Source organism: Protofrankia symbiont of Coriaria myrtifolia (assembly GCF_900634755.1).
Lineage (GTDB): Bacteria > Actinomycetota > Actinomycetes > Frankiales > Frankiaceae > Protofrankia > Protofrankia coriariae.
This window is the reverse complement of sequence record NZ_CAAAFS010000025.1, coordinates 16,909-31,752: the sequence shown is the minus strand read 5'-3', so window position 1 is coordinate 31,752 and position 14,844 is coordinate 16,909. Positions and strand designations below refer to the sequence as shown.

Genomic DNA, 14,844 nt, shown 5'->3' with positions numbered 1-14,844 from the left:
GGACACTAGCCTGCCGCTCATATTGGATGTGCCGGTCATAACCATGGGCGACGGACCAGGATGCGCAGGATGTGGAGGTGCCGCACGATGTCGTGCGATGCCGCCATGGCTGTGGGCCGCCGTCACGGCAGTCTCGGCAGGAACCACGACAGACGCGGTAACCGCCGCGCGTCGGGCCACCGCACTGTGCAACATGCGCCGAGGCACGCAGCGCGGCTTGTACCCAGGCGCGCAGCGCGACATGCGCCCAGGTGGGCGTTCCCGCCGCTCTCCCGTGCCCGTCTGGAACACCGTAACAGCAGCAGTCTGGCCCTGCAGGCACTGATCCTCGCGATGACCGTCGCGGCGGCCGGGCCGGTCGCGACGTTGTTCAGGGACACGGATCCCACGGGAGCCACCCGAGAACTCAACCCGATCATCACTGTGAACAACAGCAACCTCGGGGACACGCTCCTCGCGGGCGCCCGCTGCCATCCCGACGCGCCCCCCGGCGTTCAGGGGGCGTTCCACGTCGGGTTTGCGACCCGGGCGGTCTCGTGCCCGATCGCGCAGCCCTCCCTGCCGATCAGCCGGGCGGTCCTGGCCCCGAACGCGGGAAGAACGACCACCACCCCTGTCCCCGCGCCGCCTTCCGGAACACCGGCAGCGGGGACAGGCCCTGGTAACGGCGGTGGCGGTCTCCCCGTCGCGGCATCCACGAAGACACCGCAGCCCCCACCGGTGGGCCTCCTGACCGCCGGCCTGCGGGGACCCGTCGCGGCGACCCGCAAGGCGAACAAAACGGAGATCCTCGTCGGCGTCGGCGCCGATCGCTGAATCGTCGACTCCGATCACCAGTCGACAATCACCACGCCGGTGCTGGCGGGAACCCGACCGCGCGGCGGACGGCCAGCTGCCGTCACCGTTAGAATACGCAAGGAATGAGTGCGGGAGCAGCACACCGGGAAGCAGCACACCGGGAAGCACGGAAGCGCCGCCCTGGGAAACACAGCGCCAGGAAGCAGCGCGCCGACCACCGACATGAACCATCGGGAACATGAACCGGTCGAGGATATGAACCATGACACCGGGGGGCAGCCATGGGGCCGGTCCGTATCCGGAGTATGACGTCGGGCGTGGTGTCACTGCTCTTCGTCGTCGCCCTCTGCCTTACGGTCACGTCATGCTCGGCCGACTCGACGCATGACGACCGTGAACAGGACGGTGGCGGTTCAACGAGAACCAGCCCGACAGTCGTGTCCGTGACCGGCGGTACGGTCCGCGGCGCACACACCGCCCTGGGCACGTCCTTCTATGGAATTCCGTACGCGGCACCACCGGTCGGTGACCAACGGTGGCGGTCACCCCAGCCCGTCGTGCCCTGGCCGGGTATCCGGAATGCCACGAAGAAAGCGCATCCCTGTCTTCAGGGCAGTCCGGACGACGGTGGCCTGGGCGAACAGTCCGACGAGGACTGCCTCTTCGTCAACGTTCACGTCCCCGCCACGGAGACCAACGGCGGCACGGACGGCGGCCCGACCGGCAGCCCCGGCCCGAACGGCGACATAGGCGGCGAGGCCGGCAACGACCGGGCGGGCGATGGCCGGCTACCGGTGATGTTCTGGATCCACGGCGGCGGTTTTGTCGGCGGCTCCGCGAACGAATACGACGGAAGCCTGCTCGCCGCCGCAGGCAGGGTGATTGTCGTCTCGGTCGAATACCGCCTGGGAATTCTGGGATATCTGGCGCTGCCCTCGCTCAACGCCGAGGGTGGGCAGTCCGGGAACAGCCAGTCCGAGAACGGGCGGCCACAGCCGGGTGACTCCGGAACATACGCGGTTCAGGACATCACAGCCGCGCTGCGCTGGGTCCGCGACAACATCGCCGCGTTCCACGGCGACCCCGGCAACGTGACGGTCTTCGGCGAGTCGGCCGGGGCGATCAGTACCTGCGCGCTGCTTGCCTCCCCGCCCGCGGCCGGCCTGTTCCATCGCGCGATCGTGCAGAGCGGCCCGTGCTCATGGCCGTTCCTGGCGATGCCGGATGCCGAGCGGACCGGGACCGACGCCGCGCGCAGACTCGGCTGCGCCGACCCCGCCCGGGCAGCGGCCTGCATGCGTGCGCTACCCGCCCGGGACGTGCTCGCCGCGGCCGACCAGCAGACCGACATCCTCAACCCGTTCCCGTGGGCGCCCGTGACAGGTGGGCGGACACTGCCGGCACCGCTGTCCACGGCCATTGCCACCGGCACCTTCGCGAAAGTGCCGGTCATCATCGGGACGGTGAAGGACGAGGGCCGCATTTTCACCGAGCCCTGGAGCGACCGGGCCGGGAGGCTCACCGACCAACAGGTGAACGAAATCCTCGACCAGCATTTCCACGACAGGATCGGCGCCGTCCTCAGGGATTATCCGCCAGGTTCGGCGCCGCCGACCGAACGGCTCGCCCGCGTCATCACCGACGCGCTGTTCACCTGCCCGAGCGTGACCTCGGCGTCCATGCTGACGCGGGCCGGTGTATCGGTCTTCTCCTACGAGTTCGACCTGCCCGGCAGCGCCCCGTACGTTCCGGACACACTCCCCGGTGCCTCGCACGGATGGGAACTCGGCTACCTGATCCCGGACGCCGACCGGCAGTGGCCCGGCAAGGCCCACCGGGAACTGTCCGCCACGATGATCACATACTGGACGAGGTTCGCGGCCACCGGCAACCCGAACACGCCGCCGGCCGGAGCGGCAGACGGGAGGAACGGCGTGGGCGCGGCCGGCCGGACGCTCCCCACGACGTCGCCGCCCACCTGGCCGGTCCGCACCACCGAGCAGGCACAGACGCTGACGATCACACCCGGTGACATCCATCCGATCAGCACGCTCGCCGACGACCATCACTGCGCAACCTGGCAGCGGTGAGCGGAGCCGGCTGCCGGCTGCCGGTTTCCGCCGGCTTCTGCCCATCCCGTCTGGATGGGACCCTGGACGGACATACCGCTCCCAGGCGAAGGCGGAAGGAGACATCGATGGTCGACGCCCACGCAGCCGTGGACGGATTCCTGCCGAGCGGCCAGGCCCTTCCCTTCACCAACAACTTCCCCAGGCAGCCCGTCCTGAAGATCAGGATTCCGGGTGTCGGCCGGCTGCCGATCGGGGATGCCAGCCGCGGGCTGTGCGGGGGCATGGTCTACACCACTCGCGATCTTTTCGAGGCGAAGCTGCCGCCGCCCACGTCGAAGGACGTGCCGCCGCCCGACTCGCCGCTGTACCGCTACCTCTCCCGCCGGCTGTTCGACAGCTTCGACATCCCGCGTGGCGTCGCCCGCTACTACCGGCTCATGTCCACCCTGGACGCGGACACCACCCGGTCGTCACTGACGCTGCGCGGCGCCGGGCGGATCACCGTTGTGGACGAGTGGCCACGGGTGCGCCTCGACCTCGACCGCGGCGTGCTGTCCCCGCTCGGCATCATCACAGTGCGCTCCTACAACCCCTTCCAGCTTGGCTACAACCACCAGGTGCTCGCCTATGCCTACAAGCAACGCCAGACCGCGGTCACGCTGCGGGTCTACGACCCGAACACACCGCTGGAGCGGGCCGACACCGTGACGATGTCGTTCGACGTCACGTACCCGAGCGGCCCAGTGCCGATCACACACAACCTGGCCATCGGCGGACGCCCGGTCCGGGCGTTCTTCCGCACCCGGTACCGCCGGGTGGACCCACGGCCCGCGCTCACGGCCACCTGACTCCACCGGAGCCGGACACACGGCCGGCCCCCACCCGAACAAACAGCCTGACCGCCCCGGCTCGCCTCGTCTCGCCCGGCTCGCCTCACGCCGGTCCGGCGAGCCGCGGACGGAAGCGGTTTGTCGTCACAGCCCACCGTCCCCTATGCTCAGCATGCCGTACCGACGGCAGACGTTGCCGCGTCCGAGCTGTGAGCCCAGCCCGATCGTTGCCACCCGCCCCCATCGTCTAGCGGCCTAGGACATCGCCCTTTCAAGGCGGTAGCACGGGTTCGAATCCCGTTGGGGGCACCACCCAGACCCGTTTATGGTCATTTTCTTCGACTACTGTTGGTCAACTCGTTATCTCAGGCGAGTTCGACTTGCCGGCCCAGGGAAGCCAGCGGTGAGCCGGGGCCCAGCCAGACCAGCCCTACCATCAAGATGATCATTTGTGTTGTGCTGGGACGTGCCGGGACCGGGTAGGGCCGTACGTCGGCGCTGTGATCAGGCTGCCGCGGGTACACCGCTGATCTCCTTCCAGGTCCTGAAACGGGCGGTCATCTCGGCGCGGTACCCGGCAGCGGTGAGCGGTGACACCGGGGCCGGAACTGCGGCGAGATCGCACTGAACACCGACAGGAACTTCTGCGCGGCTCCGGGCGGGCGGAAGCCTTTCCTGGCACGTTCCCGCCGGCGGGTGGGCGGTGGGAGTTCTCCGCCCGGTTGTTCAGGGACTTCGAGCATCGGTGCGCCACCGAGCGCATGATCGCCCGGTGCGCGGCACCGTAGCTGCGCAGCTGGTCGGTGACCAGCACCCTCGGTGTGCGGCACTGGCGCTTGAGCGGTTTGCGGAAGAACTGCTTGGCCGCCTTCGCGTCACGTCGAGACTGGACCAGGATGTCCAGGGCGTTGCCGTCCTGGTCGACCGCCCGCCACGGGTACTTCCACCTACCGTTGATCTTTATGAAGACCTCGTCGAGGTGCCACGTGCGCCGGCCTGGGGCTTGCGGCGGCGCAGCTCGTGGGCGTAGGTGGGCCCGAATTTCGCACACCGCTGCCGGACCGTCTCATGGGAGACGATCACCCCGCGAGCAAGCATGAGTTCTTCGACTTCGCGGAAGCTCAGCGGGAAGCGGTGGTACAGCCACACGCAGTGGCTGATGATCTCTGTCGGGTACCGGCAGCCTTGTATGACGGCATTCCGGCTTCCACGAGCAGTCCCTCCCGACGAACAACCAGAAGATCATTTTCAGGCTGTCAGGCCAAGTTGACAGTGCCGTTCGAACGGCACTGTTGCATTCGCCGATCGCAGCCGATCCTCACCGCGGATCTTCCCACCAGACGCGCTCATGTACCCCGATCAGTGGGGCTATCGGCCGCCCGGAGTCGCGTTGATGAGCCTCGGCGCCGGAAGACTTGCGGCCAAGATCCGCCGGTGCACGCGCATGCAACGGTGCCGGCTGCCTTCGCCGAGCTCTCCCTGACGGTCTGATCACCGGTTCGGCGGGGGCTGTCCTGCCTTGACTTCGCTGAACCGGTGATCAGATCCCGCTGGGTTACGCCCAGACCTGACGCAGCAGCCAGAGGCTCTTGGGGGTACCCGAGCCCTGGACGAAGACGTACAGGAGGTTCTCGCTGTTGGCGATCACCGCTTGGGGGTGGACGTCGCCGATGACGCCGCCGAGGTTCTGGAAGTCGAAGTAGGTGGGCTGGTTCTCCGTCTGCTGCACCGCGACCCACAGAGCCTTCTCGTTCGCCCCCTTCACGAAGGCGTGCACGCGGCCGTCCTGGCCGAGGAAGGCGGTGGGCTCGCCGAGGATCTGGCCCCTGAGGGATACCGAGGTCTCGAAGCTGTCGTAGTCAGAGCGCTGGCCGACCCGCCAGGCGGCGCCGTCCGAGCCACGGTAGAAGATCTGTACGTGCGCGGACGCGTCCAGCGTCACGGTGGGCCGGCTGGTCACGCCGGTGGTCTCGCTGCTGAACGCCTCCCAGGCGTCGGCGGAGTTCCACGATTTCTGCTGGATGGTGTAAAGGGTGTCGCTGCCGCCCTTGACCGCCACCACGATGCGGCCGGAGCCGTCCAGGGCGGGTGAGGGGGTGGCGTAGATGGCGCCGCCCAGCGAGGCGGGCGGGGTGTACTGCTCATACAGCAGGCCCTGGTTGTGGATGTACCACAGGGCGTCGTCGCTGCCCCGGAAGAAGACCTGGATGCGGCCGTCGGCGTTCAGCGCGGCGGCGGGATCGCCGCCGACGTTCGAGATGAGATCCACCGGGGCGCCGAAGCCGCCGTTGATGGCGTTCTGGGTGATGACCTCGATGTGGTTGTCCGGGGTGCGGTAGAAGACGCGGATCTTTCCGTCCTTGCCGCGGATGGCGTTGGGCGCACCGGCCACCCGGGAGCCGGGGTGCTGCATCCACCCGGCCCAGGCGCGGTCGCGCTGCTCGTACCTGCTCCACAAGGTGTTGCTGCCGCCCTGGACGAACACGGACACCCGGTTGTCGGCGTTGAGGACGGCGGAGGGCACGTCGACGAAGCTGCCCTCCAGGTTGATCCAGGTGCCCCAGTTCGTGCCCGGTGTGGTGGAGATCGCCATGCCAGCCTCCTGGTCTACGAGCGTGCCGATCGCGGCGCATGGTCGCTCTGCGTGGTCACAAAGCGTCATTGCGCTGCATTATCGCTCTGAGTGGTCGAACCAGCCGGGAACGTATCAGGGATACGGGGGAATAGGAATACTCCGGACAGGAACGGTCCGGTTACCAGCGGATGGCAGGAAGCGCCCGCTTGCGCCGCATCCTGCCGAGGTCCGAACTCGGGCGACGTACCTGTGGGTGCCGATTAATCATCCGGCCTGGTCAGCCCGCATGTCAGTACTGGTGGAGGGTTCCCTCCACCAGCCGATCTTGTCGGTGGATCTCCAGGTTCCCGATCTGCTCCGGTTCGGGTGGTGGGCGGAGCGTGGCTGCTTGTCCGAGGGGTCGGTGAGGCCGATGCCCGTTGTAGAACATCTCGAACTCACGCAACGTATGCAGGAGGTGAAGGCTGGGATCACCGCGTGGAAGACCCGTGGAGCCGATCGTCGGGGCTGTCCGGGAGATGGAGGAAGACGGTGTCCACTGTGAAGAAGTCGCAGGCGAGGACTCCGGAGGCCTGTGTGCGTAGGAACGTGCGCCAGGATGTGCCGGCCCGTCGGGGTGCGGGGTCGATACCGGCGCGGTGCAGGATCCGCCAGAGGGACTGACACCGTGAGGCGACGTCGGTCTGCGCCTGGAGTCCGTTTTTATACAGACCTTGAGGTCGGGTGGCCCAGGGGAATCTCACCCCTGGGCCACCCGACCCGAGGATGTGACTGAAAAGAAGAAGGGGCGGCTCATGTCCGACAAGCCGACCAACCCGGACAACCTGCAGAAACTCCGGGAGAAGGCCGAAAAAATCGCCGAAACTCACGGCGACAAGATCGCCGAAGGGCTGGAGAAGGTCGGCGACCTCATCGACGAGAAAACCGGCGGCAAACACGGCGAGAAAATCGACACCGGCGTCGACAAGGCCCAGGACTTCATCAGAAAACTTGGCGACAGGAACAACTGAGCGTCGGGGCGGCTGGCACTCCCACCCAGCCGGTCGCCCCACCCGGCGTCGGTCCCACAGCGAACACAACACCGGGTCATTCGCACCCGACCGATCCGCCCGGACTTCCCGTGCGGATTCTTTGCTTCCTTTGCTGGATGCGGGGCGCGGGTTCCGAACGGTCACCAGATGGTCATGATTCGGTTACTTATGACTACATGGCCGACGCTTTAGTTGAGCATCACCGGAGGCATGATCACTATGGCCGCCCGGCCGGGCAGCAGGTAAGGACGCAGGGCGGGCGGTATGGGGCGCCGGCCCGCCGGACCGCCCTGTTCGAGCCAGGTGGCGAGCGCGCGCAGCATCCCGGGCGGGCTGAGGGGCCCGAGCCAGCGTGGCGGGCCCACCATTCCGTTCCAGCCGCGACGTGGGTACACACAGGCGAACCGTCCCGCCGCTGCCGCGGAGGAGCGGGACCCGGCCGGCGGCCCCCAGGTCCGGTGATAGGCCGTGGGCAGGACGCTCCGGTCGCGGAGCACAACGAGAATTCCGCCCGCCGAGCGTCCGACGGCGTCCCGCAGCACCTCCACCGGATCCCCGCCGGAAGCCGTGCCGTTGCCGATGCCGCCGGTGACCCCGGCGCCTTCAGTGGCCCCAGCACCTCCAGCGGCCCCGGCGCCTCCAGTGGCATCGGCATCGGTCACGTCATGGGCAGCGTCGACGGTGACGTCGAAACCGTCCGCGTCGGACCATGCCTCCGTGCCCTGCCGGCCGCGACCATCACCGTGGTTTCCAGCGTCCATCAGGTCACCTGACCGGGCTGGCATACGGCAGCAACGCCATCTCCCGCGCGTTCTTGATCGCGCGGGAGACCTCCCGCTGCTACTGTGACGTGAGCCCGGTGACCCGTCGGGAACGGATCTTGCCACGGTCCGAGATGAACTGGCGGAGCAGTACGACGTCCTTGTAGTCGACGTAGGTGATTCCCCGCTCCACCAGGATGTTGGTCTTCTTCCGACGAATGGCCCGGGGGGAGGTTCGTCGAGGCATCGGGAGCTCCTGGGTCTATTCGGGACGGGTCGGCCGGCCGGCGTACAGGCCGCAGTGCGCGCAGGCCCGATGGGGCAGGGTGCGCAGCTTCCTGGGGCATCCGCACGGGACGAGCGTGGGTGGCTGGGCCTTCCACCGGGCCCGGCGGGTACGGGTGTTGGACCGTGAGGTCCGCCGTTTCGGAACGGCCATCAGCGTTCCCCTCCGGTGGACGACGGACGGCCCGCTACGGGCGGCGGACCGCTCGGGGCCGGCCTCACCAGCTCGACTTCCGGATCCCGGGCAGCTGGCCGGCGTGCGCCATCTCTCGGAACCTGATCCGGGAGATGCCGAACCTCGACAGGACACCGCGCGGGCGCCCGTCCGCCTGGTCGCGGTTACGCAGCCGGGTGGCGCTGGCGTCCCGCGGCTGGCGGCGCAGTTCGGCGATCGCGGCCTCCCGCTCGACCGCCGGCGTCCCGGGGCGCCTGATGATCTCCTTCAGTTCGGCGCGCCGCACGGCATGTCGTGCCACGATCTCGCGCCGTCGCGCGTCCGCGACAATCTTCGACTTTTTCGCCACGGGCGGTCAGCGCTCCTCACGGAAGACAACGTGCCGCCGGATGACCGGGTCGTACTTCTTCAGCGTGAGCCGGTCCGGGTCGTTACGGCGGTTCTTGGTGGTGATGTAGGTGTATCCGGTGCCGGCCGTGGACCTCAGTTTGATCTTTGGCCGCAGCTCGTTACGGGCCATCAGACCTTCACCCCGCGGGCGCGCAGCTCCCGGACCACTGCCTCGATGCCCCGCCGGTCCACCGTTTTGATCCCCTTCGCCGAGAGGGTGAGGGTGAGGGTGACCCGACGGTTCTCACCGGGAAGCCAGTAGGTCTTCTTCTGGATGTTCGGGTCCCACCGGCGCCGGGTTCGCCGGTGCGAGTGGCTGACCCGCATCCCGAAACCCGGCTTCCGGCCGGTCACCTGGCAGCGCGCGGACATACACGTTCTCCTGGTCTGCGGACGGCTGGCGGCCGCCATGGCCGCCGCTCGAACGGCCCCGTCGCCCGCCAGTGGCGCAGCAGGCAGATGCGGTCCAAGCGGGCCAACGGAGATGACAGAGATGACATGGACGACGTGGTCCCGCGGGCGAGGACCCGCGGGACGAGGGGACGGACGGCATGGTCGACGCCCTCGGGCCAGATGTTGATCCCACCCGGGGAACACGAACCGTTTCCAGACGACAGATCCATCACGCCCCTTCCTCACCTCAGACGATAACCAAAACCGTTTTCATTTATGAGTGACATGAGTCACATTTTTATGATCGCGAATCATTCTCATGATCGAAAACAGGACATATCGCTGGACGATCCGGACGTCCTGGGCAATCCATGTCCCTGGACGCCGCAGCTTCGTCCCTGGACGCCGCGGCCTTGCCGGATCCGGGCCGGGGCCCGCGAGCAGGGGCCAAGGCCCCCTCCGGACACCTACCTGGCCGAGCCACGCGAGCGTGCGGTCCGCGCGCTTTTCGCGGCCCGGGCAATGCCCATGTCAGTGCCCATGCCAGTGCGCCTCGGGCGCCGGCCCGCTGCAGCCGGCGCCCGAGGCGCATTCATGAATCAGCCGAACGGATCAGCTGAAGCCGACTATGAGTCCCCACACCACGACGATCCAGCCGTGGAAGGCGAGCTTCAGCGCGAACGGAGCGTGCCCGAGCTCCATGAAGTGCATGCCGACGAGGTGGAGCTTCGCCGCGACGACAGTCATGATGAATGCTGTCGTGGCGACGCCGCGGGCGCTTTCGGACTCGGCGAACCACGACGAGCCGGCCGTCAGCAGCAGGAGCCCGACGAACACCAGCCGGACCAGCCGGCCCTGGGTCACCGCGCGCAGGCGCGAACTCAGATGAGGTAGAGCAGCGGGAACAGGACGATCCATAGTATGTCCACCATGTGCCAGTAGGACGCGCACGCCTCGACCGTCGTGGTCTTCGGATGGCGTGCCGGGTTTCTCGTCATCTTCCGCAGAAATGCGAGCACACACATACCGACGGCGACGTGGAGAGCGTGTATTCCGGTCAGTACGTAGTAGTACATGTAGAACGCGTCCGTCACGGGGGAAATACCGGCGTGCAGCTTCTCGCTGTATTCCAGGACTTTTCCGCCCATGAATCCAAGGCCGCAGAGCAGCCCCAGCGTGAAGAACTTCGACGCCCGGCCGAACCCGCCGGCCCGGACCGCCTGGACAGCCTGCACGACGAACAACGAGCTCGCCAGGAGAATTATCGTGTTGACGAGCCCGATCGTGATGTTCAGATGCTGCTGTGACCGGGCGAACAGCTCCCGGTCACCAGCACGAGCGTCCATGAAGATCGCAAAGAACACTCCGAACATCGACATCTCGCCGAGGACGAGAACCCAGACGCCAACCTCACCGGGCACGTGTGGGGCACGGCTGCCCTCACCGGGCACAGGTGGGACATGGCCGTCCTCACCAGGCGCACGCGGGGCGTGGCCCCGCGGCTCGGGAGCCTCGACCCGGGTGCCCGACGACGGCGGGTACGCCGACGTCGACCGTTCAACCCGCATGCACGCCCGAGGTGTTCTCAAGCCGCCGTGTCTGCTCCTCGACCGTCCCGCGATAGGTGGCCCAGGCCATCACGAGCAGCCACACGCCGAATATGAACAGCGGAATCCAGAACACCAGCACGCCGTGGTAGGCGAACGGCCCCGTCTTGAAGAACAGCATCAGGATCACCGCCAGGAAGAGGAAGCACTCCAGCAGGTTGAAGTAGGCCACCCAGCGTGGGAAGACCGGTTTCGGCCCGGCGTCCAGCAGCACCGCCAGCGCGATGGCGCCGCTCTGCAGGACGAACGGCATGAACGGCAGGAACAGCAGGATCCAGCCCAGGTCGTGCAGTGTCTGCGTCGTCTCGGGGCTGCGCTCCGGGCGGAACGAGGCGGCCGCCAGGACGAGCATCGGCACCCACAGGAACTGCCAGGCCGCCAGCCCGGAACCGAACTGCAGGTAGGCCAGGGTCTTCTGTTCAGGACGAATACGTAACATCTGGCGCAGGATCACCGTGATCAGCGGACCCCAGACCATGAATCCGATCAACGTCAGAATGATCCCGAAACGGATGAGATTCGTGTTGTCCCGGTAGAACTCGGCGACCTCCTCAGCGGACCAGTTGGCGGGCACCGCCGGAATGTAGCCGGCGATCAACAGGCCCACGAACATGAAGACCACGCCGACCGGCACAATTGCCGAGGAGACACGTTCGATTCGGTCGCTGACCGTGAGACGCACCGGTGACTCCGTGGGCGTCGGTGGGTTCGCAGTGAGTGTCAACAGATCTCCTCAGAGAGTAGGGACCTGACACCGCAGGCCTTGCCCTGGCCGGAGCGGGACGGGAAGCGCACTGGCCGGCCATGTCGTCGACCTCGTCCAGGTGGACGCTCTTGAGCGGATGCAGCGGCTGGAGCCCCGTCGAGCCCGGCTCGGCCAGACTCGGCCAGCTCCGCGAAGCGGAAAAGATCGACTGTGCCCGATGGGATATCGATCGACATGATCGACAGATCTGGTCACCTCAGTTCCAGGCGTACCGGGAGCCGGCGCAGCCCACCGACGAAGTTCGTCTGGACGACCTTCCGGTCGCCGGTCACCTCGAGCGACTCCACCCGAGGGAGCAGCTCTTCCAGCATGATGCGCAGTTCCTGCCTGGCCAGGTGCATGCCGATGCACATGTGCGGGCCGTACCCGAAGGCGATGTGCTTGTTCGGCCGGCGGTTGATGCGGAACTCGTCGGGCGCCTCGAAGATGTCGGTGTCGCGGTTCGCCGACTGGTAGAGCAGCATGAACCGGTCGCCCTTGGTGATCTGCTGTCCTCGCAGGACGTAGTCCTGGGTCGCCTGCCGGACGAAGTGCTTGACCGGCGACACCCATCGCAGCCCCTCGTTGACGAGGTCGGGCACGAGCGACAGGTCGGCTCTGACCCGGGCGAGTTCGTCCGGGTGGTGAGCCAGCACCTCGATGATGCCGGCCAGCGTGCTCGACGTGGTGTCGTGCCCGGCGGTGGAGATCGCGACGAACCAGCCGTAGGCGACCTCCTTCGCGAAGAACTCTCCGTCGTCCGGGTGGCGGGCGTTCGCGATGATGGAAGCCAGATCGTCCTGAGGCTCGGCACGCCGGGCCTCGACGAGAGCGTCGAAGTAGGCATAGAAGTCCCGGATCGCGGCCGACCACTGCTGCGCCGCCGCCTCGGGGGTCAGTGCGGCGACGTCGTCACGCTGGGTATCGGGATCCGCGGTGCCGAAGAAGTCCTGGGTGAGGGCCATCATCCGGGGCTCGTCCGCGGCGGGAACCCCGAACAGCGACATGACGACGTGCAGCGGGTAGTAAAGCGCGAAATCACCGACGAAATCGAGATTGTTGACACCTGGGCGCAGCCGGTCGGCGATCGCCTGCGTGGCGAGTTCGCGAATGCGGCCCTCCCATTTCTTCAGCGACGCGGGCCGGAACCACTCGTTCGCGATGTCCTTGACCATCGTGTGCTCGGGCGGATCGAGATAGGTCACCGTTTCGAGGATCCGCAGGCTCCCACCGGTCAGGGACCTGGTGAACGCGTCACCCGCCTGGTTCTGCAGGATCGGGTTGTGCGAGCCCGGCTCCGCACCGCCACCGCTGGTGAAGACGGCCGGCTGCTTCTCGATCTCCATGATGTCCGCGTGCCTGGTGACGAGCCAGATCGGGTCGTAGCCTTCGACGCGCACCTTTGCCAGCGGCGCGTTCTCCCGCAGCCATCGGTACGCCGCGAAGAGCGGCTCGTCGTCCCGGTGTCCCTCGGGCAGCACCACACGTCGCGCGATCTCGTCCGGGACGCCGGTGGCTGAGGTGGATTCCGTGTGCGTGACAGTCATACGACGCTCCTGCGTCAGGGCGAGTAGCCGTCCGGGCGGTTTGAACAGCCCTATCCAGTGATGCACCTCATCATGTGAGCTCAGTCACGAATCCCGCATCACCCTTAAGAGAGCTTTTCCTACTCCCATGAGAGGCCGGTCGTACCTGTCGAGATGACGGACCTACCCGCCGCGAGGACAGGCTCACCAACCGAACGGAGCGGGTTCGCCCACGGGTGGCCGCCTCCCATGGATCTTGCCGACCGGGCCATCGCGGGACCGATCGAGGACAGACGGCTGGCGGTCACCGCCGGAGCGCCCGGTCTGGCCGCGGCAGCGCCTGGCCGGTCCACCCCGACGCGACACTCGGTATCGCACGTGTAGCTGATACTCGCCTTCAGGCTCCGGCCAGGCCATCTACCTCAACGGCGGGTGAAACGCCGAACCCGTCGGTGGACGGTTTTCCCGCACGCCGCTGCCCGGCGAGGAATGCGCCGGCCGGGGACCGGCTTGGACGGGATGTGAAGGTACGGATCGGGATCGCGCCGGGAGCAGGCCGCAACGAGAATCCGGAGAATCTGGAGGAAATCGCCGGCCGGCTCGACGAAATCGGAATCGACTCCCTGTGGCTGTCGGAGATCGTGTCCTCGCCGGCACCGGACCCGATGGTCGGCCTGGCCTACGCTGCCGCGCGGACCCGTCGACTCAAGCTGGGCACCGGGGTGTCCGTCCTGCCAGGGCGCAACCCCGTGCTGTTCGCCAAGCAGCTCGCCACTCTCGCGCGCCTCGCCCCTGGCCGGATCCTGCCCGCTGTGGGCCTCGGCCCGGCGCGGGCGGCCGACCGCGATGCCTTTCCGCTTCCCTCGCCCGTGCCGCCTTCTCCTGCTCCTGCGCCGGCGCAGGAGAGAGGGCCTGGTGGTCCCGGGCAGCGCGGAGCGGTGTTCGACGAGGCGCTTGTCCTGCTGCGCCGCCTGCTGACGGAACCATCGGTGACGTTTCACGGTCGGTACTTCACCCTGGACGACGTCGGTATCGGTACCCTGCCCGCGAAGCCCCTCGACATCTGGCTCGGCGGAGCCGCGCCCGCCGCGCTGCGCCGTGTCGGCCGGCTTGGCGACGGTTGGCTGGCGTCTCTGATCACGCCATCCGATGCCGCCAGGGGGATCGCGGCTGTCGCAGCGGCGGCCGACGCGGCCGAGCGGACCGTCGATCCCGAGCACTACGGGTTGAGTATTCCTGTCGCGTTGGGTGACGGAATCCCACCTGAGCTTGCCGCCACGCTCCGGCGTCGGCGGCCGGACGCCGACCCCGCAGCCCTCGTTCCCGAGGGTTGGGACGCGCTGCGGCGCCGTATCAGGGACTACGTCGCGGTCGGGATGAGCAAGTTCGTGGTCCGGCCGGTGACGTCCCCGCCGTCCTGGAGCGATTTCATCGACCAGTTCGCCACCGAGCTGCTGCCGCTGGAGACCTGACGGCCCCAGCCCCCGGTGAGCGGTGGATGGTGGCGCGGCCGGCCGGCCCGGCTGTTCTCCGCGGCGTCGCCTCGCTGTCCGTGACCGACACCATCAACATCACCGCCGGGCTACGGCTGCGACATCACCTGCCTCGCCTGCCTCACTATCACCCTGAGTGACCTATTTGAATCTTTATGATCTG

Annotated in this window: 15 protein-coding genes, 1 tRNA gene and 3 pseudogenes; 6 read left to right on the top strand and 13 right to left on the bottom strand. The window is 67.5% G+C overall.

Annotated features, from left to right (window positions below; all coding sequences use genetic code 11):
- Window positions 1-333: 333 nt before the first annotated feature.
- From CM1CMNOD_RS01285 to CM1CMNOD_RS01270, 4 genes are all read left to right on the top strand, one after another.
- Window positions 334-816 carry a hypothetical protein gene (locus CM1CMNOD_RS01285; RefSeq protein ID WP_043602744.1) on the top strand — a complete coding sequence of 161 codons (483 nt, stop codon included), beginning with the start codon at window positions 334-336 and terminating at the stop codon, window positions 814-816.
- 263 nt (window positions 817-1,079) lie between these two features.
- Window positions 1,080-2,888 carry a carboxylesterase/lipase family protein gene (locus CM1CMNOD_RS01280; RefSeq protein WP_013871885.1) on the top strand — a complete coding sequence of 603 codons (1,809 nt, stop codon included), beginning with the start codon at window positions 1,080-1,082 and terminating at the stop codon, window positions 2,886-2,888.
- A 107-nt stretch (window positions 2,889-2,995) separates the two neighbouring features.
- Window positions 2,996-3,718, top strand: coding sequence for a hypothetical protein (locus tag CM1CMNOD_RS01275; protein ID WP_013871884.1), 723 nt, complete (start codon window positions 2,996-2,998; stop codon window positions 3,716-3,718).
- Between the two features lie 218 nt (window positions 3,719-3,936).
- Window positions 3,937-4,012: transfer RNA gene (locus CM1CMNOD_RS01270), tRNA-Glu, on the top strand.
- A gap of 192 nt (window positions 4,013-4,204) precedes the next feature.
- Here the strand turns inward: CM1CMNOD_RS01270 and CM1CMNOD_RS01265 are convergent.
- The 3 genes and pseudogenes from CM1CMNOD_RS01265 to CM1CMNOD_RS22690 form a co-directional block, all read right to left on the bottom strand.
- Window positions 4,205-4,891 (bottom strand): annotated as a pseudogene (locus CM1CMNOD_RS01265) (IS6 family transposase).
- A 364-nt stretch (window positions 4,892-5,255) separates the two neighbouring features.
- Window positions 5,256-6,293, bottom strand: coding sequence for a hypothetical protein (locus CM1CMNOD_RS01260; RefSeq protein WP_013871882.1), 1,038 nt, complete (start codon window positions 6,291-6,293; stop codon window positions 5,256-5,258).
- 503 nt (window positions 6,294-6,796) lie between these two features.
- Window positions 6,797-6,934: pseudogene (locus CM1CMNOD_RS22690) on the bottom strand (integrase); the annotation flags it as partial.
- A gap of 135 nt (window positions 6,935-7,069) precedes the next feature.
- On the opposite strand from CM1CMNOD_RS22690, the gene CM1CMNOD_RS01250 reads away from it, so the two are divergent.
- The gene (locus CM1CMNOD_RS01250; protein WP_013871881.1) at window positions 7,070-7,285 is read left to right on the top strand and encodes an antitoxin; all 216 of its coding nucleotides are present in this window, start codon (window positions 7,070-7,072) and stop codon (window positions 7,283-7,285) included.
- A 209-nt stretch (window positions 7,286-7,494) separates the two neighbouring features.
- On the opposite strand, the gene CM1CMNOD_RS01245 is transcribed toward CM1CMNOD_RS01250, so the two are convergent.
- From CM1CMNOD_RS01245 to CM1CMNOD_RS01195, 10 genes and pseudogenes are all read right to left on the bottom strand, one after another.
- Complete coding sequence (locus CM1CMNOD_RS01245) at window positions 7,495-8,067, bottom strand: hypothetical protein (protein WP_131772028.1); 573 nt, start codon at window positions 8,065-8,067, stop codon at window positions 7,495-7,497.
- A 4-nt stretch (window positions 8,068-8,071) separates the two neighbouring features.
- Window positions 8,072-8,314, bottom strand: a pseudogene (gene rpsR / locus CM1CMNOD_RS01235) (30S ribosomal protein S18).
- 15 nt (window positions 8,315-8,329) lie between these two features.
- Window positions 8,330-8,506, bottom strand: a complete 177-nt coding sequence (rpmF, locus tag CM1CMNOD_RS01230; RefSeq protein WP_013871879.1) for a 50S ribosomal protein L32 — start codon at window positions 8,504-8,506, stop codon at window positions 8,330-8,332.
- A gap of 64 nt (window positions 8,507-8,570) precedes the next feature.
- Entirely contained in the window at window positions 8,571-8,876 is a 306-nt protein-coding gene (gene rpsN / locus CM1CMNOD_RS01225; RefSeq protein ID WP_013871878.1) for a 30S ribosomal protein S14, read from the bottom strand.
- Between the two features lie 6 nt (window positions 8,877-8,882).
- Window positions 8,883-9,047 (bottom strand): 50S ribosomal protein L33, encoded by a 165-nt coding sequence (rpmG, locus tag CM1CMNOD_RS01220; protein ID WP_013871877.1) that lies wholly within the window; start codon window positions 9,045-9,047, stop codon window positions 8,883-8,885.
- Window positions 9,047-9,289 (bottom strand): 50S ribosomal protein L28, encoded by a 243-nt coding sequence (gene rpmB / locus CM1CMNOD_RS01215; RefSeq protein ID WP_013871876.1) that lies wholly within the window; start codon window positions 9,287-9,289, stop codon window positions 9,047-9,049. The genes rpmG and rpmB overlap by 1 nt, the downstream gene beginning before the upstream one ends.
- A 633-nt stretch (window positions 9,290-9,922) precedes the next feature.
- The gene (locus tag CM1CMNOD_RS01210) at window positions 9,923-10,174 is read right to left on the bottom strand and encodes a cytochrome C oxidase subunit IV family protein (protein WP_013871875.1); all 252 of its coding nucleotides are present in this window, start codon (window positions 10,172-10,174) and stop codon (window positions 9,923-9,925) included.
- A 17-nt stretch (window positions 10,175-10,191) separates the two neighbouring features.
- A complete protein-coding gene (locus CM1CMNOD_RS01205; RefSeq protein WP_013871874.1) occupies window positions 10,192-10,878 on the bottom strand; it encodes a cytochrome c oxidase subunit 3 family protein in 687 nt (228 codons plus the stop codon).
- The gene (locus CM1CMNOD_RS01200) at window positions 10,868-11,641 is read right to left on the bottom strand and encodes a hypothetical protein (RefSeq protein WP_131772027.1); all 774 of its coding nucleotides are present in this window, start codon (window positions 11,639-11,641) and stop codon (window positions 10,868-10,870) included. Before CM1CMNOD_RS01200 ends, CM1CMNOD_RS01205 begins: the two co-directional genes overlap by 11 nt.
- Window positions 11,642-11,874: 233 nt before the next feature.
- Complete coding sequence (locus CM1CMNOD_RS01195) at window positions 11,875-13,209, bottom strand: cytochrome P450 (RefSeq protein ID WP_013871872.1); 1,335 nt, start codon at window positions 13,207-13,209, stop codon at window positions 11,875-11,877.
- 500 nt (window positions 13,210-13,709) lie between these two features.
- On the opposite strand from CM1CMNOD_RS01195, the gene CM1CMNOD_RS01190 reads away from it, so the two are divergent.
- On the top strand, window positions 13,710-14,660 hold the full coding sequence (locus CM1CMNOD_RS01190; RefSeq protein WP_013871871.1) for a TIGR03854 family LLM class F420-dependent oxidoreductase: 951 nt from the start codon (window positions 13,710-13,712) through the stop codon (window positions 14,658-14,660).
- Window positions 14,661-14,844: the final 184 nt, after the last annotated feature.

Excerpts from the sequence above, each read along its gene's own strand:
- CM1CMNOD_RS01275 (WP_013871884.1), top strand. The coding sequence starts at position 2,996 with ATGGTCGACGCCCACGCAGCCGTGGACGGATTCCTGCCGAGCGGCCAG.
- CM1CMNOD_RS01280 (WP_013871885.1), top strand. The coding sequence starts at position 1,080 with ATGGGGCCGGTCCGTATCCGGAGTATGACGTCGGGCGTGGTGTCACTG.
- CM1CMNOD_RS01250 (WP_013871881.1), top strand. The coding sequence starts at position 7,070 with ATGTCCGACAAGCCGACCAACCCGGACAACCTGCAGAAACTCCGGGAG.
- CM1CMNOD_RS01245 (WP_131772028.1), bottom strand. The coding sequence starts at position 8,067 with ATGGACGCTGGAAACCACGGTGATGGTCGCGGCCGGCAGGGCACGGAG.
- CM1CMNOD_RS01285 (WP_043602744.1), top strand. The coding sequence starts at position 334 with ATGACCGTCGCGGCGGCCGGGCCGGTCGCGACGTTGTTCAGGGACACG.
- rpmG (WP_013871877.1), bottom strand. The coding sequence starts at position 9,047 with ATGGCCCGTAACGAGCTGCGGCCAAAGATCAAACTGAGGTCCACGGCC.
- rpmB (WP_013871876.1), bottom strand. The coding sequence starts at position 9,289 with ATGTCCGCGCGCTGCCAGGTGACCGGCCGGAAGCCGGGTTTCGGGATG.
- rpmF (WP_013871879.1), bottom strand. The coding sequence starts at position 8,506 with ATGGCCGTTCCGAAACGGCGGACCTCACGGTCCAACACCCGTACCCGC.
- CM1CMNOD_RS01205 (WP_013871874.1), bottom strand. The coding sequence starts at position 10,878 with ATGCGGGTTGAACGGTCGACGTCGGCGTACCCGCCGTCGTCGGGCACC.
- CM1CMNOD_RS01195 (WP_013871872.1), bottom strand. The coding sequence starts at position 13,209 with ATGACTGTCACGCACACGGAATCCACCTCAGCCACCGGCGTCCCGGAC.
- CM1CMNOD_RS01260 (WP_013871882.1), bottom strand. The coding sequence starts at position 6,293 with ATGGCGATCTCCACCACACCGGGCACGAACTGGGGCACCTGGATCAAC.